Origin of the sequence: Methylocystis silviterrae, from assembly GCF_013350005.1 — a bacterium.
Taxonomy (GTDB): domain Bacteria; phylum Pseudomonadota; class Alphaproteobacteria; order Rhizobiales; family Beijerinckiaceae; genus Methylocystis; species Methylocystis silviterrae.
In genome coordinates, this window is sequence record NZ_JABVWW010000007.1 from 24,924 (window position 1) to 41,855 (window position 16,932).

18 protein-coding genes and 1 tRNA gene are annotated in these 16,932 nt (G+C 64.0%); 6 read left to right on the forward strand and 13 right to left on the reverse strand.

Annotated elements, in window-relative coordinates; all coding sequences use genetic code 11:
- Window positions 1-77: 77 nt before the first annotated feature.
- Window positions 78-764: a protein-L-isoaspartate O-methyltransferase family protein gene (locus HUN39_RS09785; RefSeq protein WP_175094348.1), complete on the reverse strand. Its 687-nt coding sequence runs from the start codon at window positions 762-764 to the stop codon at window positions 78-80.
- A complete protein-coding gene (surE, locus tag HUN39_RS09790; protein ID WP_175094349.1) occupies window positions 761-1,534 on the reverse strand; it encodes a 5'/3'-nucleotidase SurE in 774 nt (257 codons plus the stop codon). Before surE ends, HUN39_RS09785 begins: the two co-directional genes overlap by 4 nt.
- A 123-nt stretch (window positions 1,535-1,657) precedes the next feature.
- Between surE and HUN39_RS09795 the strand changes: the two genes are divergently transcribed.
- Complete coding sequence (locus HUN39_RS09795; RefSeq protein ID WP_175094350.1) at window positions 1,658-2,167, forward strand: SH3 domain-containing protein; 510 nt, start codon at window positions 1,658-1,660, stop codon at window positions 2,165-2,167.
- On the opposite strand, the gene serS is transcribed toward HUN39_RS09795, so the two are convergent.
- From serS to dgt, 11 genes are all read right to left on the reverse strand, one after another.
- Complete coding sequence (gene serS, locus HUN39_RS09800; RefSeq protein ID WP_175094499.1) at window positions 2,105-3,451, reverse strand: serine--tRNA ligase; 1,347 nt, start codon at window positions 3,449-3,451, stop codon at window positions 2,105-2,107. The genes HUN39_RS09795 and serS overlap by 63 nt on opposite strands.
- Window positions 3,452-3,773: 322 nt before the next feature.
- Entirely contained in the window at window positions 3,774-4,568 is a 795-nt protein-coding gene (gene tatC, locus HUN39_RS09805; RefSeq protein ID WP_175094351.1) for a twin-arginine translocase subunit TatC, read from the reverse strand.
- Entirely contained in the window at window positions 4,565-4,984 is a 420-nt protein-coding gene (locus tag HUN39_RS09810; RefSeq protein ID WP_175094352.1) for a Sec-independent protein translocase family protein, read from the reverse strand. Before HUN39_RS09810 ends, tatC begins: the two co-directional genes overlap by 4 nt.
- A 139-nt stretch (window positions 4,985-5,123) precedes the next feature.
- Complete coding sequence (locus tag HUN39_RS09815; RefSeq protein WP_175094353.1) at window positions 5,124-5,357, reverse strand: twin-arginine translocase TatA/TatE family subunit; 234 nt, start codon at window positions 5,355-5,357, stop codon at window positions 5,124-5,126.
- 165 nt (window positions 5,358-5,522) lie between these two features.
- Window positions 5,523-6,278 carry an SMC-Scp complex subunit ScpB gene (gene scpB / locus HUN39_RS09820; RefSeq protein ID WP_175094354.1) on the reverse strand — a complete coding sequence of 252 codons (756 nt, stop codon included), beginning with the start codon at window positions 6,276-6,278 and terminating at the stop codon, window positions 5,523-5,525.
- Window positions 6,279-6,302: 24 nt separating this feature from the next.
- Complete coding sequence (locus HUN39_RS09825) at window positions 6,303-7,109, reverse strand: segregation and condensation protein A (RefSeq protein WP_175094355.1); 807 nt, start codon at window positions 7,107-7,109, stop codon at window positions 6,303-6,305.
- A gap of 196 nt (window positions 7,110-7,305) precedes the next feature.
- Entirely contained in the window at window positions 7,306-7,605 is a 300-nt protein-coding gene (locus tag HUN39_RS09830; protein WP_232366026.1) for a hypothetical protein, read from the reverse strand.
- Between the two features lie 38 nt (window positions 7,606-7,643).
- Entirely contained in the window at window positions 7,644-8,651 is a 1,008-nt protein-coding gene (gene nagZ, locus HUN39_RS09835; protein WP_175094356.1) for a beta-N-acetylhexosaminidase, read from the reverse strand.
- Between the two features lie 9 nt (window positions 8,652-8,660).
- On the reverse strand, window positions 8,661-10,004 hold the full coding sequence (locus tag HUN39_RS09840; RefSeq protein WP_175094357.1) for an SPOR domain-containing protein: 1,344 nt from the start codon (window positions 10,002-10,004) through the stop codon (window positions 8,661-8,663).
- An 87-nt stretch (window positions 10,005-10,091) separates the two neighbouring features.
- Window positions 10,092-11,873: an arginine--tRNA ligase gene (gene argS / locus HUN39_RS09845; RefSeq protein WP_175094358.1), complete on the reverse strand. Its 1,782-nt coding sequence runs from the start codon at window positions 11,871-11,873 to the stop codon at window positions 10,092-10,094.
- Window positions 11,874-11,967: 94 nt separating this feature from the next.
- A complete protein-coding gene (gene dgt, locus HUN39_RS09850) occupies window positions 11,968-13,350 on the reverse strand; it encodes a dGTP triphosphohydrolase (protein WP_175094500.1) in 1,383 nt (460 codons plus the stop codon).
- A gap of 187 nt (window positions 13,351-13,537) precedes the next feature.
- Between dgt and HUN39_RS09855 the strand changes: the two genes are divergently transcribed.
- From HUN39_RS09855 to HUN39_RS09870, 5 genes are all read left to right on the forward strand, one after another.
- Complete coding sequence (locus HUN39_RS09855; protein ID WP_175094359.1) at window positions 13,538-13,876, forward strand: HesB/IscA family protein; 339 nt, start codon at window positions 13,538-13,540, stop codon at window positions 13,874-13,876.
- 87 nt (window positions 13,877-13,963) lie between these two features.
- Window positions 13,964-14,872, forward strand: a complete 909-nt coding sequence (locus HUN39_RS09860; RefSeq protein WP_175094360.1) for a sugar kinase — start codon at window positions 13,964-13,966, stop codon at window positions 14,870-14,872.
- 115 nt (window positions 14,873-14,987) lie between these two features.
- Window positions 14,988-15,063: transfer RNA gene (locus tag HUN39_RS09865), tRNA-Asn, on the forward strand.
- Window positions 15,064-15,548: 485 nt separating this feature from the next.
- The gene (locus HUN39_RS19500) at window positions 15,549-15,677 is read left to right on the forward strand and encodes a hypothetical protein (protein ID WP_269750325.1); all 129 of its coding nucleotides are present in this window, start codon (window positions 15,549-15,551) and stop codon (window positions 15,675-15,677) included.
- Window positions 15,678-16,087: 410 nt separating this feature from the next.
- Window positions 16,088-16,927, forward strand: coding sequence for a hypothetical protein (locus HUN39_RS09870; RefSeq protein ID WP_175094361.1), 840 nt, complete (start codon window positions 16,088-16,090; stop codon window positions 16,925-16,927).
- Window positions 16,928-16,932: the final 5 nt, after the last annotated feature.

Genomic DNA, 16,932 nt, shown 5'->3' on the forward strand with positions numbered 1-16,932 from the left:
CGGCGGTTAAGGAGCCGTTTAAGATGAACGCAAAGCGCGCGCGGCCGTGAAAATTTTCAGCATTCGGTCACGATGTTTTAGAGCGCCTGCGCCAGTCCGGGGATCGCCGGCCCCAGGCGACACGGGCCAAGATCGGTCTCCCGCAGTTCGCCGTCCTCATTGCGATCAAGCTTAATCAATCGTTCCTTCGCCCGCGCGCCGGCCTGCGCGTGCTCCCTTCGGGCGAAGAGCAACGCGCCGCCCGGCGTGAGCATCTGGATGAGCGCAGCAGGCGCGGCGTCGACCGAGGCCTGGACGATGATTCTATCGAAGCGTCCAAGCTCGTGAGGCGGATCGAGGCCGTCGGCGAAAATCGCCTTGGCGTTTGCGGCGCCGTGGGCGGCCAACCGGCGCGAGGCCTCGATGGCGAGCGTCTCGAAGCGTTCGAGGCTTACGACCTCGCTTGCGAGCTGCGCGAGCGCCGCCGCGCCATAGCCGGACCCCGCCCCGACCTCCAGCACCCGATGGCCGCGGCCGATTTTGAGCGCCTCGAGCCGTCTGGCAAGTTCGACCGGACGCGACATGGTCTGCCCGCAGCCGATCGGCAGCGAGAGATTGCGGTTCGCGAGATCGCGAAAGCGGTAGGGCGCGAACGCCTCCCGCGGGGTGGCCTCGATCGCGCGCAACACCGAGAGATCGCGCAGCCCCGCCTGACGCAAGGTCAGCAGCAGCGCCGCGCGCTCCTCAAATTGGCTGGCCTGACGCGCGCCGGCCTCCTCGGTCATTCCTTGCCCTCAAACGCCGCCGCGAGCCGCGTCACCGTCGGGTGATCGGTGAAATCCAGCTGCAGCGGGGTGATCGAGATTTTCTTTTCTTCGAGCGCCAGCAGGTCGGTGCCCTGCCCCGGCTTGAAGTCGCCGCGCTGGAAAGTGATCCAGTGATAGGGATTGCCGCGGCCGTCCTTGCGGTCCTCGATCCTCATAATGTCGCTGCTGCGCCGGCCCTGCATCGTGATCGCGACGCCGGCGACGTCCCGGGGCGCACAATGCGGAAAATTCACATTCATCAACACGTTCTTGGGAATGCCCGCAGCGAGCAGGCGGCGCACGACCTCAACGCCATGCGTCGCCGCGCATTCCCAATGGATCGTCCGGCGGTCTGCAAAAAAATCATAGACCTGGGAGAGCGCAATCGACGGAATGCCCAGAATCGTGCCCTCCATCGCCCCGGCGATGGTTCCGGAATAGGAGACGTCCTCGGCGACATTCTGGCCGCAGTTGACGCCGGAAATGAGAAGATCGGGCGGCTGATCGAGCATCAGCTTGCGCAGGCCCATGATGACGCAATCGGTCGGCGTTCCCTTGACGGCGAAATGACGCGGCGAAATCTCCCGCAACCGCAGCGGATCGTTGAGCGACAGCGAATGCGAAACGCCCGACTGCTCGAATTCCGGCGCGATGACGAAAATATCGTCGGTGAATGCGCGCGCGATCGCCTCCGCGATCGCGAGGCCGCGCGCGTGTATGCCGTCGTCATTGGTAATGAGAATGCGCATGCTTACAGCGGTTCGCCTGGAGTGGACGGGCGCCTGAGGAAGCCCGAGTTTCTTTGGACGATTCGACGCCGAACGTCCACAATGACCCTATATCGGCCCGCCTCATTCTCTGGAGGAATTTTGATGCGCTTACGACTTGCGCTTTTGCTCGCGGCGGCGATGAACGCCGCGCCCGGCTGCGCCGCCGCTTTTGAGGCCTATGTGGCGGCGGTGACGCCGCTGCGCGTGAGCCCGAGTTCGGATGCGCGGCCCGTCACGACCATGGCGGCGAACATTCCCTTCAACGTCCTGGGCTGCGGCCGCTGGTGTCAGGTGCAATATGGCGGGACCATGGGTTATGTCCCGGCGCCGCTGGTCATCCCCGGCGCGCCGCCGACCGCGCCCGGCTCCGGCCTGTTGGGGTTTTTGGCCGCTCCCGTGGCGCTGCCCCTCGCGGCGCGCGACCTGCTCAGCGACGGCTATGCGCCGCGCGCCGACTACGGCTATGGCTGGACGCCGATTTTTGGAACGTCGCCCGAGCCCTACTGCGAAGAACCGGCGAGACGCGGGCGCTGCGTCCACCGACGGCGCTCAGCCCGGGATGCGCGTCAGTCCGCCCATGTAAGGCCGAAGGACGCGCGGAACGTCGACTGAGCCGTCGGACTGCTGGTAATTTTCCAAGACCGCGACCATCGCGCGGCCGACGGCGACGCCGGAACCGTTCAGCGTATGAACGAAGCCGATTCCCTTATTCTTGCCCTTGCTCTCAGCGGGACGATAGCGCGCGTTCATGCGCCGCGCCTGGAAATCGCCGCAGACCGAGCATGAGGAAATCTCGCGATATTTCCCCTGCCCCGGCAGCCAGACTTCGAGGTCGTAGGTTTTTTGGCTCGCGAAGCCCATGTCGCCGGTGCAGAGCACGACCTTGCGATAGGGCAGTTCGAGAAGCTGCAAGACCTTCTCGGCGCAGGCGGTCATGCGCTCGTGCTCTTCCAGGGATTGCTCCGGCGTCGTGATCGAGACGAGTTCGACCTTGTAGAACTGGTGCTGGCGGATCATGCCGCGCGTGTCCTTGCCGGCGGCGCCGGCTTCGGCGCGAAAGCAATATGTGCCGGCGGTCAGGCGCATCGGAAGTTGCGCTTCGTCGAGGATGGATTCGCGCACGAGATTGGTGAGCGGCACTTCGGCCGTGGGGATGAGCCAGTATTCAGACGTAGGCACAATCTCTTCGGTGGTGGAGTCTGGCGGCGCAACGATCTGTCGTCCCGACGTCACTGAAAACTGATCATCCCGAAACTTCGGCAATTGCGCTGTGCCGAACATCGCATCGTCGCGCACCAAGAGCGGCGGGCTCACCTCCATATAGCCATGCTCGCTCGTATGCAGGTCGAGCATGAATTGCGCGAGCGCGCGCTCCAAGCGCGCCAGACCGCCCTTGTTGACGACGAAACGCGCGCCGGAAATTTTCGCCGCCGTTTCGAAATCCATCAGTCCGAGGCCTTCGCCGATTTCGAAATGCTCTTTCGGCGTGAAGTCGAATACGCGCGGCTCGCCCCAGCGCGCGACTTCGACATTGTCGTTCTCGTCGGCGCCGTCGGGGACTTCATCAAGCGGCGTGTTGGGAATGGCGGCAAGCGCGTTGTCGAGTTCGGCGATCGCATATCGCTCGGCTTCTTCGAGCGCCGGCCAGTTTTCCTTGATCCGCGCGACTTCCGCCTTGAGCGCTTCGGCCCTGGCGCTGTCGCCAGCCTTCATCGCCGCGCCGATCTCTTTCGAGGCCGCATTGCGCCGCTCCTGCGCGCGCTGCAATTCGCCGATCGCCGCGCGCCGCGCATCGTCAAAGGCGAGCAGCTGCGTTGAGATCGGCTCCAGCCCGCGCCGCGCGCGGCCGCGGTCGAAAATGTCAGCGTTCTCGCGAATCCATTTGATGTCGTACATGATGCTCGAGCAGTGTTGAATGAAGCGATAAGAAGCCGTCATGGCCGGGCTTGTCCCGGCCATCCACGCCAAGACATTGCGGCAAACAAGTAAGTGCAAGCGACCCGAACCACGTGGATGCCCGGCCCAAGGCCGGGCATGACGCCGCTGAATCAGACTGCTTTCTCTGCTTCCTCCTCGCGCCCCACAACGTCAAGTGGCCGCTTTACTCGCGCGACCGCCGCTTGGGCTGCCGGGACAAGCCCGGCCATGACGGCGGGGGCTTTGTCGAGGGCGCCTTTCTCTCGCGGGCAGGTAACAGGGTCAAGCGGCGAGATGTCGCCTATGAGCCGCCGCTCGCCGCTGCTTGGGCGGCGGCCCGCTTCTTCTCGACCATGCGCACGGCGTAAATCGACGCTTCGTAGAGCAGCACGCCTGGGACAGCGAGCGCGAGCTGCGAGAACACGTCCGGCGGCGTCAAAACCGCCGCGACGATGAAGACGAGCACGACGGCGTAACGCCGCTTCTCTTTGAGAAACTCCGACGTCACGATGCCGACCTGACCGAGCAGCGTCAAAACCACCGGCAATTGAAACACGATGCCGAAGGCGAGCACGAGCGTCATGATCAGCGAAAGATATTCGGAGACGCGCGGCAGCAGTTCGATCTGCGCCTTGCCCGGTTCATTCGCTTGCTGCATCCCCATGAAGAAACGCAACAGATTGGGCATCACCAGAAAATAGACGACGAGCGCGCCGAAGGCGAAGAAGATCGGCGTCGCGAAAAGATAGGGCCGGAACGCCCTACGCTCATGCTTGTAGAGCCCGGGCGCGACGAAGGCGTAGATCTGCGAAAGCACGATCGGGCAGGAGAAAAACGCCGCCATAAACAGCGCGACCTTGATCTGGGTGAAGAAATATTCCTGCGGCGCCGTGTAGATCAGCCGCGCCTCGGGGCCTGCGACCTGCGTGTAGGGAACGAGAAGCAGATTGTAGATATCCTTGGCGAAGAAGAAGGAGAGCACGAACATCGCTAGAAAGGCGAGCAGCGCCTTGATCAGGCGCTCGCGCAATTCCATCAGATGTTCGATCAACGGCGCCTTGCTGGCCTCGATTTCGGCTTCGTCGGCCTCGTTCATGTGGCGGCCTTCTTCGGCGAATCCGGAGGGAGACCAGAATCCTCATCCTGAAGAGCGGCCGAAGGCTGCGTCTCGGAGGATGCGATTGGCGCGTCCTCATCCTTCGACGGCTTTTCGTCGCCTCTGATTGCGCCGGTGATCTGCTTGCGCGCTTCGGCCATCGGATCGAAAGCGCCGTCGAGCTTCACGCTCTCTTTTACGGCGTCCCTCATCTCGCCGACCTCCTTGCGCAGATCATCGAGCTCGGCCTCGCGCATCGCCTCCATGAATTGTCCCTGAAATTCCGCGGCCATGCGGCGCATTTTTCCGGAAAACTGCCCAAGCGAGCGCAAAACGCGCGGCAAATCCTTCGAGGGAATCGCAATAAGCGCGACGATGGCGATGACGATGAGCTTGCCGGGTTCGAGATCGAACATATCGTTACCTGCTCTCACCCCCACCCCAACCCTCCCCCGCTCAGCGGGAGAGGGAGCAGGAGCCGCTTTTTATCCGCGTGGCACGCTGCTCGTAAGGGTCCCCTCTCTCCCGATAGCGGGGGAGGGACAGGGAGGGGCGCTAGACCTTCTTGCTGTCCGCCTTGTCGCTCTCCAGAGCGCGGCGCTCGCTGGCCTGGCCTTCGAGCGGCTTTTTAGCGTCATCGGCCGCCTCGTCTTCCGACATGCCCTTCTTGAAGGCCTTGATGCCCTTGGCCACGTCACCCATCACGTCGGAAATCTTGAACTTGCCGCCAAAAAGAATGAAGACGACCGCGCCGACAATGATCCAATGCCAGATCGACAGACCGCCCATGGCGCGCATCCTTCCTAACGAGAAAACCGGGACGACCGGCGTTTGCCCGGAAACTATGCGCCCCTCGCCATAAAAACAAGGACGCGGCGCGCAGATGCACGCTGCGGACATCCTTAAGGGACGTAGAAATTTCCTGTCGCTTGACTGCGCCGCTCGGCGGAGCCGTCAAAGCTCCTCGTCGTCGGCGGCCTCAGGCGTTTCCGGCGCCTCGGGCTCGTCCGGAAACTCCATTTCGAGCAGCTCCGGCGCCTCATCCTCGAGCGGCTCCTCATCCTCGCGCAACGCGGCGTCATCCGAGGGTTGCGGCACGCCGAAGCCCTTCGGCAGCCGGCCATCGAACAGGCCAGCGCCCTTGAGTTCGTCGAGCCCCGGCAGATCGCCGATCTGCTCAAGCCCGAAATGCATCAGGAAAGCGTCGGTCGTGCCATAGGTGATCGGCCTGCCCGGCGCTTTGCGGCGGCCGCGCAGCCTGATCCAGCCGGTGTCGAGCAGCACGTCGAGCGTGCCCTTGGAAATGGCGACGCCGCGAATCTCTTCGATCTCGGCGCGAGTCGTCGGCTGGTGATAGGCGATGATCGCGAGCGTCTCCAGCGCGGCGCGGGAGAGCTTTTTCTCCTCGACCTGCTCGCGTGCGAGGATCCAGTTGAGGTCGGCGGCGGTGCGGAAAAACCACTTCTTGCCGACGCGGGTGAGATTAACGCCGCGGCCCGCATAATGGGCGCGCAGCCGCTCCAGGACGCGCTCGAGATCGGCGCCCTCCTCGATGCGGCGCGCCATTTCCGCTTCATCAAGCGGCTCGGCGGAGGCGAAAAGCAGCGCCTCGATGATGCGCTCCGCTTCGCGCAGCCGAGCCTCGTGACGCGCAAGCTCGTCGTCGCTGTTCACGTCAAAGAGTTCGATCTTCTCCGCAGCCTGCGCCACCGGATGCCTCCTATAGTTCCGGGGCTAAGACGCGCCCGCAGTCTCTTCCGCTTCGTCGGGCGCCCGCCGCCGCACCCAAAGCGGCGCGAAGTGCCGGTCCTGACGGATGTCGAATCGCCCCTCCCGCACCATTTCGAGCGAAGCGGTGAAGGCCGAGGCGCGCACAGTGCGCGCCGTCTGCATGTCCACACAGTAATGCAGCAAAAAATCGTCGAGCACGGTCCATTCCGTCGCGACGCCGACGAGCCGTTCGAGGGCTTCGCGCGCTTCGGCCAGAGACCACACCGCGCGCTGCCGCATCACCACCCGCGACGTCGCGGTCTTCTGGCGCTGCCGGGCGTAAGCCGAGAGAAGATCGTAGAGGCTGGCCTGAAATTTGGGATGCGAGATCGTCTCAACGCCTTCAGGGCCGCCGCGCAGAAACATATCGCGCCCCAGCCGCGCGCGCTCGGTGAGCCTGTCGGCGGCGCGCCGAATGAGCTCGAGCCTGCGCAGGCGATCCGCGAGCGCGGCGGCGAGATCTGACGCGGACGGCTCGTCGCCTTTCGGCGGATCCGGCAACAGCAGACGCGACTTCAGGAAGGCGAGCCAGGCCGCCATCACCAGATAGTCGGCGGCGAGTTCGAGGCGCACGCGCCGCGCCGCCTCGATGAAGGCGAGATACTGCTCGGCGAGCGCGAGGATCGAAATGCGGGCGAGGTCGACCTTCTGCCGGCGCGCAAGCTCGAGCAGCAAATCGAGCGGCCCTTCGAATCCGTCGACGTCGACGAGAAAGGCCTCTTCGGCGTCGCCGCGGGGCTCGTCCAGCTCGAAGGTCAGTTCCTGGGCCATTCCCGAATTGCGCCTGTTTCCTTTACGAATCGGCGTGGCCGAGCGTTCCGGCGCGAGAGTGGCCCCGATGGCCCGCTATCGCAAGCGCTGCCTGTGCTTTGGGAGCGCCGGTCCACAGGAGAGAACCGCTATCGAAAGGGGTCGAGGATCTGCAGATTGTCGATCGACCCGCTCGCGTTTTTCCGCCTCAGTCGGATCACGGCTGATCGAGTAGAGCAGAATATTGGTGTCCAGAAAGCCGGTCACCTCTTTGGTTGCCCGATATGCGCCTCTCATGAACGTTCTGGCGCAAGAGCCGGTCTGAAGCGCGAAATTGCTGGATTTGCGCGCGGAGTTCCCGCTCCTGGCGTTTCAGCCGGTCGAACTCCGTTTCTTCCGAAGCGAATTCAATGAGGAAACGGCGAACGACGGCCGACACAGAAGTATCGTCCTGCGCCGCTCTGATCCGCGCGCGCCGATAAAGTTCGTCGTCAAGTGATACTGTGATGTTTTTCATATTATCACGGTAGACTTAGTGCGCCTGTGCGCAAGAATTCACGCCACCGCCCGCATCGCCGCGTCGAACTCGCGCGTCGCCTCCGCGACATCGAAGGGTTCGAGGGGCCGCCGCACACATTCGAGCGCCTTTTCGGCGCGCGCGAGCGCCGCGCCCTCAAGCGGCGGCGCGCCTTCGGCGACCGGCCGCGCTTCCGCTAGATCCCCGTTGCAGTGCAGCACGATATCGCATCCGGCGCCGATCGCGTTCTCGGCGCGCTGGCGAAAGCCCCCCGAAAGCGCCTTCATCGAAAGGTCGTCGGTCATGAGGAGACCATCAAAGCCGATATGGCCGCGGACGATGTCGCCGATCACCGACTTTGACAGTGTTCCAGGCGCAGTTGGATCTATCGCCGTGTAGACAACATGGGCGCTCATCGCCATCGGCAGATCGGCGTTCGCCTTGAACGGCGCAAAATCGATAAGCTCCAGGTCCTCGCGGCTCGCCTTGACCACCGGCAGCTCCAAATGGCTGTCGGCGCGGGCGCGCCCATGCCCGGGAATGTGCTTCATCACCGGCGCGACGCCGCCCGCCATCAACCCTTCGGCGGCTGCGCGGCCGATCGCGGCGACGCGCGCCGGATCGCGGCTATAGGCGCGATCGCCGATGATGCTGTGGGAATCCTCGGCGGGCGCATCGAGCACCGGCAGGCAGTCGACGTCGACGCCGACTGACCGCAGATCACGGGCGATGAGCCGGGCGCCGAGCCACGCGAGTCGCTCGGCCTGCGCGGCGTTGGCGGCCGCCAGCTCAAAGCGCGCGGCGGCCGGATAGGCGCGCCAGTGCGGCGGACCCAGACGCTGCACGCGACCGCCCTCCTGATCAACCAGAACAGGCGCATGGCGGCCAAGAGCGTCCCGAATTTCTGCGGTCAGCCGCCTGATCTGCTCGGGCGCGTCGACATTGCGGCGAAAGAGGATCACGCCCCACGGCGCGGCGTCGCGCAGGAACGCGCGCTCGTCATCCTCAAGCGTTGGTCCCTTCAATCCACAGATGAAGGCGCGCATGTCGTCCCGTCAGTTGCCCGCGACGAAGCAGGAGCCGCCGGTCGCCTTCACCTTGCTGCAGATCGCGTTCGCGGACTCCTTGCTGATGGCCCCGACGCGCACGCGGTAGACGGTCCTGTCATTCACGGTCGCCATTTTGAAGGTCGGCTTCAGGCCGCCAAGCTGTGAGCGATATTTGCTGACGACGGTCTTCAGCAGTTCGCGGGCGTCGGCCTCGCTGTCCGCCGCGCCGAACTGCACGGCGAAGCCGCCTTTGCTCGGAGGCGTCGCTTGATCGTAGTCCGCGTCCGGCGCTCCGGCTCCCGGAGACTCGTCTACTGCGGCGACTTTCGGCGCCGCCGGTTTCGGCTTGGCGATTCGCGGGGGCGTCGCCGTTGGCTTCGCCTGCGTCGGCGGCGTCGCGGTCGCCGCGCCGATGGCGCCAGGGACGGCTGGATGCGCCGCCGTCTCGGCGGCAGGCCTGCTCGCCATGGCGACGGCCGTCGGCAGAGCGCCATCTTCCACCCGGCTGCCGTCCGGCCGCACGGTGACGGTTTTCACTCTCCTTGGCGCGGCCGTAGCGGGAGCCGGAGGCTCATGCGGCAAATTAACAGGCCCGTCGCCGAGCTGCACCGCATGCGGCGTAACGGATGGATCCACCGCCTGTTCCTGATTGGTGACAAGCTTCTGAACCGGCGCCTGCTCCCTGCGGTCCAGAACGACAGCGGCGCTGGCGTCAGGCGCCGAAGTTTCGGCCTCAACGCTTGGCTTGACCTTCACCGGTCCTTCCGGCGCGACGATGGTCGCGATCTCGCGTGAGCCATTGGAGCCGCTGCGATGCCAGAAAGCGAAGCCGATGCTCAGAACGGCGACGAGCGAAATCGCGACGACGGCGTGCCACGGCCGGAACCAGGACCGCCAGCCGTGAGAATCCTCATAATATTCATCGCTCTGGCCATAATCGAGATATTGCGAATCATCGCTCCAGCCGGCCTCGGCCTCCTGATACGCGGACTCGTATCCGGCCCCTTGCTGCGGGCTATAGCCCGGCGGCAAATCGCGATAGTCGGGATCAACCGGATAGGCAGGCTCCAAAGGCTGCTCCATCGACGGCTCTGGATAATAGGGCGGTTCAGCCGCCACTGGCGGCGCGGCGTCATATGATCCCCGCAGTTGAGCGGCTTGAACGCGAGCGTCGCGCGCCTCCGCGAGAATTTGGCTGTAAGGATCCGGGGCGGCGCGGTCCCCGCCGTGGACCAGCCGCGCGAGTTCGCTGAGCGGATCGTCGGCTCGGGGGGCGCGTTCGGACCCACGCAGCCGCCGCTCGAATTCGCCGAGATCGATCGCCGGGCCTCTAACGGATGTCTCGCGCATAATGCACCTCGCTCGTTGATTCCTGGGGGGCGCGAAGCAAATTGATATGCGCGTCCTACGCCTGGCCGTGGCCGCTCAAGGCGTCGATTAGCGCATCTCGTCGGGGGCGCTCACGCCGAGCAGCCTTAAGCCTGACCCCAGGACGATCGTTAAAGAGCTAACCAACGCAACCCGAGCGATGGTTAACTCTCTCTCTTCAGACTTAACAAAGCGTAAGTGCGGCTGATCTTTGCCGCGATTCCAATGCGAATGGAACACGCTCGACAGTTCATGCAGATAAAAGGCCACCCGGTGCGGCTCATGCGCGGCCGCCGCCGCCTCGATCACCCGCGGATACTGGGCAATCATCTTGGCCAAAGCAAGTTCGCCCTCATCCGCCAAAAGCGCCAGATTCGCCTCGGCTAGGCTTTGGGCCGAGAGGCCCATATCGGGAAAAGCGGCGAGAGCCTGGCGCAGCGCCGACTTTCCCCGCGCATGGGCGTATTGGACGTAAAAGACCGGGTTGTCCTTCGATTGCTCGATGACTTTGGCAAGGTCGAAGTCGAGCGGCGCGTCATTCTTGCGATAGAGCATCATGAATCGCACGGCGTCGACGCCGACCTCGTCGACGACCTCTCGCAAAGTGACGAAGTCCCCGGCCCGCTTCGACATTTTGACCGGTTCGCCGGCGCGCATCAGCTTGACGAGCTGGCAAAGCTTGACGTCGAGCGTCACGCGCTTGTCCGAGAGCGCGGCGACCGCCGCCGTCATGCGCTTGACATAGCCGCCGTGATCCGCGCCCCAGACGTCGACAAGCGTGTCGAATCCGCGATCGATCTTATCCTTATGATAGGCGATATCCGCTGCGAAATAGGTCGGCGAGCCGTCGGATTTCTTCAAGGCGCGGTCGACATCGTCGCCAAAGAGCGTCGATCTGAACAGCGTCTGCTCGCGATCCTCCCAGTCGTCGGGCAATTGCCCTTTTGGCGGAGGCAAGCGGCCCTCATAGACGAGGCCTTTGGCTCGAAGCCAGTCGATGGCGGCGTCGATCGCCGAGACGCCGTCCTTTTTTGCATGCAAGGCCCGCTCGGAAAAGAACGTCTCATGCGTGATGTTCAAGGCGGCAAGATCGCCGCGGATCATCTCCATCATGGCGTCGATGGCGGCGGCGCGAACGATTGGCAGCCACAGGCTCTCCGCCTCGCTGGCGAGCGCCTCGCCATGCGCTTTGGCGAGCGCCGCGCCGACGGGTTTCAGATAGTCGCCCGGGTAGAGCCCCTCGGGGATCGTGATCGCCTCGCCCAGAGCCTCGCGGCAGCGGAGAAAAACGGAGCGCGCCAGGACGTCGACCTGGGCGCCGGCGTCATTGATGTAATATTCGCGCGTCACCTCGCAGCCCGAAAAGGCCAAGAGATTTGCGAGCGCGTCGCCGAAGACGGCGCCCCGGCCGTGGCCGACATGCATCGGCCCCGTCGGATTGGCCGACACATATTCGACATTCACCTTGCCCTGCAGAGCGCTCGACCGACTCTTGGCGACGCGGCCGAAATTCTGCGGATCGCGCAACACGGCGCGTAGAACGTCAGCGAAAATCTTCGGCTTGAGGCGGATATTGATGAAGCCCGGTCCGGCGACTTCGGCGCCGGCGACGCCCGGCGACTGCGCAAGGGCGTAGCCGATTTCGACGGCCAGTTCGCGCGGCGAGGCGAAATGCGGCTTCGCCTCCCTGGCGAAGACCATGGCCGCGTTCGACGCGAGATCGCCCAGCGCTGCGTCCTTTGGCGGCTCGACGACGAAGCGCGCGTGATCGAGACTGGGCAGCCGGCCGTCGGCCGCGATGCGATCGAGAATGGCGGCGATGCGAGCGTGAAAGTCGTCGAAAATGTTCATGGAGGTCCGGGCGCTTAAGGTCGGCCGCCCGTTTAACAGCTTGAGCCGGGGAAATCACCCCGTCCGCAGGCTCGACGAGCGGAGGCTCTTATGGTCAACCCGCGCCCCCAAACACCCGCTTCACTTCGTTCAGCGCATAGCGGTCGGTCATGCCGGCGATATAATCGGCGACCACGACCGCACGATCCGCGTCCTGCAGCGCTACGGCCTGAGCCGCCCATTCCGCCGGCATCAGCTCGGGGTTCTCAAAAAAGGCCGGAAACAGCCGCGAAATCGCGTCGCGCGCGCGCTCCCAGACGCCCATGACCTTCTCGTGCCGATACATGTTGTCGAAGAGAAAGGCCTTGATGTCGCGCTCGGCTTCGGCCATCGGCGGCGAGAGGCGGACAAAGGCTTCGCTCGCCCGCCGCGCGTCATCGGCGCTCGCCGGCGAAACGCGCGCCAAACGCCGCAGCGATTCGCCGATCGAATCCTCGACGAAGGCGGTGATGACGCGGCGCACCAGCTCATGAATGACGCGCGGCCGTTCGAGGCCGGGATGTTCGTCGCGGACATGCGCGAGCACTCCTGCGATGAAGGGCGTGCGCGCGATGTCGTCGAGCGAAAACAGTTCGGCGCGCAGGCCGTCGTCGATGTCATGGCCGATATAGGCGATATCGTCGGCTTGAGCCGCGGCCTGCGCCTCGACGCTGGCGAATGTCGAGAGATCCAGCGGAAAAATTGCGTTGAAGGCCGCGATGTAGCGCGACAGTGGACGAATACCCGCCACGCCAGCCACGGGCTCCTCATCCTGAGGAGCCGCCCGCAAGTCGGATTTACCCGACTTGCGAATTTGAATGTCGATCTCGGGGAAGCCCGAGATCGAAGGCAGCGTCTCGAAGGACGAGGAGCCGGCGGGCGCGATCCCTTCCCTCGTCCTTCGAGACGCGGGCTTCGCCCGCTCCTCAGGATGAGGGAAGGGATGCTCATCGCGTGCGCCGGGCAGCAGCGGCCCATTGTGCTTGACGATGCCTTCGAGCGTCTCCCAGGTCAGATCGAGACCGTCGTAGCGTGCGTAACGGCGCTCCAGCAGCGTCACGACGCGCAGCGCCTGAGCATTGTGATCGAACCCGCCAAAGGGCGCCATGCAGGCCTCAAGCGCGCCCTCGCCGGCGTGGCCGAACGGCGTATGGCCGAGGTCATGGGCGAGCGCGACGGCTTCCGCGAGATCCTCATCGACGCGCAGCGCGCGGGCGAGCGCGCGGGCGATCTGCCCGACCTCGATCGTATGGGTGAGCCGGGTACGAAAATGATCGCCGTCGAGCGGCACGAAGACCTGCGTCTTGTGCGCGAGCCGGCGAAAGGCGGTGCAGTGGATGATTCGGTCGCGATCCCGCTGGAATTCGCTCCGCGTCGGCGATGGCGCCTCCGCGTAGAGCCGGCCGCGCGAGCGCGCGGCGTCGCTGGCGTATGCCGCAAGAGGGCCACGAACCGCCATATGCGCGCCTTTCATTGAAACGCCTCAGGTTTGGACCTATCTTGCAACAGGAGCATATCCCGCAAACCGCCTGGCTTGGCGCAGAATGGGATGTGCCGAAATTAAAATTTCGGGCGAGTTTCTTCGATCGGGCGTTCCGCCCGCAGTAACTCGCGACGGCCCGCGCAGGCAAGTGACGGAGAAACGGATGACGACGGCGGCAAGCGATATCGCGCTCACCGATCAGGCGGCGCGGCGCATACACGCGATCCTCGCCAATGAGTCGCCCGGCGCGGTGTTTCGCGTTTCAGTCGAGGGCGGCGGCTGCTCGGGCTTCCAATATCATTTCGCCGTGGAGTCCGCCCCGGGCGCGGAGGATGCGCTCCTTGAGCACGCCGGCGCCCGGGTCGCGATCGACCCCGCGTCCATTGGCTTTCTCGTCGGCGCCAGAATCGACTTTGTCGACGATCTGATGGGACAGTCCTTCCGTGTCGTTAATCCCAACGCCGTCTCCTCCTGCGGCTGCGGCACCAGCTTTTCAGTCTGACGCCACAGCCGCAGTTGCAGGCGTGCGTCACCTTGCTGCGGGGTCATTCTGCGGCGAGCGCTCGGCGCCATCTTGGGAGTTTCAACCTTGGACGCGCTCTTTATCGGCCATGCCTATATCGACGTCACCATGCGCGCCCCGCGCATGCCTTTGGGCGACCAGAAGGCGTTAGCGCACGACTATGCGGTGAGTTTCGGCGGCAACGCCGTCACCGCCGGCTTCGCCTGCGCCAAGCTCGGCCATCCCGTCGATCTCTTGACCACGCTCGCGCCCGACTGGCTCGGCCACATGTTCATGGATATGGCCCATACCTATGGGATCGATGTCCATCCGCGACGGGTGGCGCGCTCGTCGCTGTCCTTCATCTGGCCCAATGACGGCAAGCGGGCGATCCTGCGCGCGCGCGACGACACGTATCTGCAGGGCGTTCCGCGCCTCGACATTTCGGAAACGCGACTTCTGCATCTCGACGGGCATATGGCCGACGCGGCGCTCCATTACGCGAAGGCGGCTCGGGCGCGCGGCGCTCTCGTCTCGCTTGACGGCGGCGCGCTGCGACCCTGCATCGAGGAGCTGACGGGTTACGTCGACGTCGCGGTGGTGGCCGAAAAGCTCTGCGAGCAAATGTCCTTGTCGGAGCTCGACATGCTTGGCTGGCTGAAATCCAAGGGCTGCCGGATCGGCGGGGTGACGACCGGCGAAAAGGGCATGTTGTGGTACGATGAGGAGGGCGAGATTTCGCAGATGGCCTCGCTCGCCGTGCCGCACGAGGTCATCGTCGATACGTCGGGCGCCGGCGACGTCTTCCACGGCGCCTATTGCGCCTCCTATCTTGCGCGGCCGGACGCGCCCTGGCGCGAACACTTTGAATTCGCCCGCGCGGCGTCGGCGCATAAAATCCAGCATCTCGGCAATGAGGCGGGACTGCCCTCGCCCGACGACGTCGCCGCGGCGCTCGCGGCCTTTGCGCCGGCGGACGCGCTCAGCCCGGTTTGAGCACATCCGTCGCGGCGACCCCAAGCCGCCCACGCGACGCCGACATTTATGCACGACGGAGTCGCCGAGGCGGGCTTGGCAAACCGCCGCCCGCCTTGTATACGCGGGACCGCATTCCCCGATAGCTCAGCTGGTAGAGCACGCGACTGTTAATCGCTAGGTCGTAGGTTCGAGTCCTACTCGGGGAGCCAGAAGACCCTCCGCAGACCTCCGCCAGCCTTTGTTTCGTCCCTGAAAATTGTGGGTTAGGCGCGAATATCCTTCGCTAAGCTCCGCCGAGGTGAGCCAACCGGTTCGGTGAAATGCGCTCGGCCAGCGGCTCGCATGACGTGAAGTGACGCCGGAGCTTAAAAAAACTCGGTCGTCGCCGGCGCAAAGGCATTGGCTCGGCCGCGGCCGCCAACTATTGATGAGGACCCTTTTGCAGAGAGAAACAGGGAGGTTCGCATGGCGTGCTTTAAGAACGCTGGGTTGGTATTTGGCCTGATGGTCGGCTTTGCTCTCACTGCTCAAGCAGCGAGAGCCCAAAATCCTATTTCAGAGCTTGCCTCTGGAGTGAATCGCGTCGGGGCCGAGGCGGGCCTGGCAGTTACGAACGTGCTGAACAACGTGACGGGAAAGACTACGGCTATGCCTGTCACCCCTTCACCGGCTCCGGCGATGGCGAGGTCGGCTGGTGTCGTCCATCATCATCACCACCATCATCATAATCTTCACCATCATCATCATCACCATCACTTGTGAATCGGGCGGCGGGGTTCTCAGCTCCGCCAGTTCGATGCAGGAAATCCGCCTTACCGGTTAGGCGCGGCATGACGCGAATGGCGTCCCCGCCCTAGGCTCTGCCCTGCGCATCCGCAGGGCTTGGTCCTGATGCGCAGGCCTGGCGCCCGGCTTCGGCTTCCGGCGGACAGCAGAGCCGCTTCCAAAACTTCATTTTTTCGAAGGCGAGCGCCTGCCCGGCATCGTGGCGTCGCGCCCGTCCCAGCGATGGAGCCGCCTCACGGGCTGATTTCAACGCGCTCCTGCGCTTCGTCCACCCGGAGATGGCGGCAACAACTGTTTTTGGATGCGGTGGTCGGACAGCAAGCACATCCTTCGACGGCGAATTCAATTGGTTCGTGCAAGCGACATGAGTTGCCATTTGCTGGAGCAAGACGATGTTTGCAGTATTGAGCCTGAGTTCGTCGGGCGTTGAAAATCCGAGAGGGCCCGATGATGGCCATTCTGAACAGAAAAACTCTAGGGGCGGCGCAGCTCGTGGCGGGAACCGCTCTGCTTGTGCTGATCGGCCCCCCGTCCGCCGAACGCGGGCCAAGCGCCGCTTGGGCTATGGAAGCGAGGTATGACGAGCCGCAACAGATCGCGCGCCGTGAGACTTCTCGCTATCGCGGTCTCCACCGCCCATCCTCCGAGGAGGAAGCCGGAGACGCTTCGTCCGCGAGCAGCAGCGGGGCTCTGGCGGCGGCGCTGGCCTCCTGCGAAAAGGACTCGAGTGGAACGGCAGGCTTAACGTTGCCAGGCGCCAAGGGCGCGATCAGATTGGACAGCTGCTATCGCGGGCGCGAGCAATTCGTTTGCAGCCTTAATACGCTCTTGGATGAGGCCAAAAAGCTCAACAGCGATTTCGGACACATCATCGAGGCTAAATATCCCGCGGTCGGCAGCGTCGATGCGATCTGTCGTATCAGACCCGACGCGCTTTCGGCGGATTTGACAAAGGCGGGCACTTTCGCCGCGAGATTTAAGGACTTGAGGATCGAATACGACCGGCGCATCAGCTGCGCCATGAAAGTCGAGCAGAATTTGAAACAGGTGAATCTGGGCGATATGCCCCACTCGGCGGACATATTGAAATCGATGAACGACACGCTTGAGGCTGACTTGAAGGATGTCGCGGCCACAAGACAACAGATTTTCGATCTCAACGAGAAAATGCAGGCCTCGCAGAAAGCCATCGTGACGATCGAAAAGCTTCGTCCAACGATGTGTCTCTCGACATCGGCGCCAAAACCCGCGGAGAGCGCTGAAAAACCTGTCAGCGGAGGCCAGTAGGCGCC

Bases quoted from the DNA above. Each gene is read 5' to 3' on its own strand.
- HUN39_RS09785 (WP_175094348.1), bottom strand. From the start codon at position 764: ATGACCGAGGAGGCCGGCGCGCGTCAGGCCAGCCAATTTGAGGAGCGC.
- surE (WP_175094349.1), bottom strand. From the start codon at position 1,534: ATGCGCATTCTCATTACCAATGACGACGGCATACACGCGCGCGGCCTC.
- HUN39_RS09795 (WP_175094350.1), top strand. From the start codon at position 1,658: ATGCGCTTACGACTTGCGCTTTTGCTCGCGGCGGCGATGAACGCCGCG.
- serS (WP_175094499.1), bottom strand. From the start codon at position 3,451: ATGTACGACATCAAATGGATTCGCGAGAACGCTGACATTTTCGACCGC.
- tatC (WP_175094351.1), bottom strand. From the start codon at position 4,568: ATGAACGAGGCCGACGAAGCCGAAATCGAGGCCAGCAAGGCGCCGTTG.
- HUN39_RS09810 (WP_175094352.1), bottom strand. From the start codon at position 4,984: ATGTTCGATCTCGAACCCGGCAAGCTCATCGTCATCGCCATCGTCGCG.
- HUN39_RS09815 (WP_175094353.1), bottom strand. From the start codon at position 5,357: ATGGGCGGTCTGTCGATCTGGCATTGGATCATTGTCGGCGCGGTCGTC.
- HUN39_RS09825 (WP_175094355.1), bottom strand. From the start codon at position 7,109: ATGGCCCAGGAACTGACCTTCGAGCTGGACGAGCCCCGCGGCGACGCC.
- HUN39_RS09830 (WP_232366026.1), bottom strand. From the start codon at position 7,605: ATGAAAAACATCACAGTATCACTTGACGACGAACTTTATCGGCGCGCG.
- nagZ (WP_175094356.1), bottom strand. From the start codon at position 8,651: ATGCGCGCCTTCATCTGTGGATTGAAGGGACCAACGCTTGAGGATGAC.
- HUN39_RS09840 (WP_175094357.1), bottom strand. From the start codon at position 10,004: ATGCGCGAGACATCCGTTAGAGGCCCGGCGATCGATCTCGGCGAATTC.
- argS (WP_175094358.1), bottom strand. From the start codon at position 11,873: ATGAACATTTTCGACGACTTTCACGCTCGCATCGCCGCCATTCTCGAT.
- dgt (WP_175094500.1), bottom strand. From the start codon at position 13,350: ATGGCGGTTCGTGGCCCTCTTGCGGCATACGCCAGCGACGCCGCGCGC.
- HUN39_RS09855 (WP_175094359.1), top strand. From the start codon at position 13,538: ATGACGACGGCGGCAAGCGATATCGCGCTCACCGATCAGGCGGCGCGG.
- HUN39_RS09870 (WP_175094361.1), top strand. From the start codon at position 16,088: ATGATGGCCATTCTGAACAGAAAAACTCTAGGGGCGGCGCAGCTCGTG.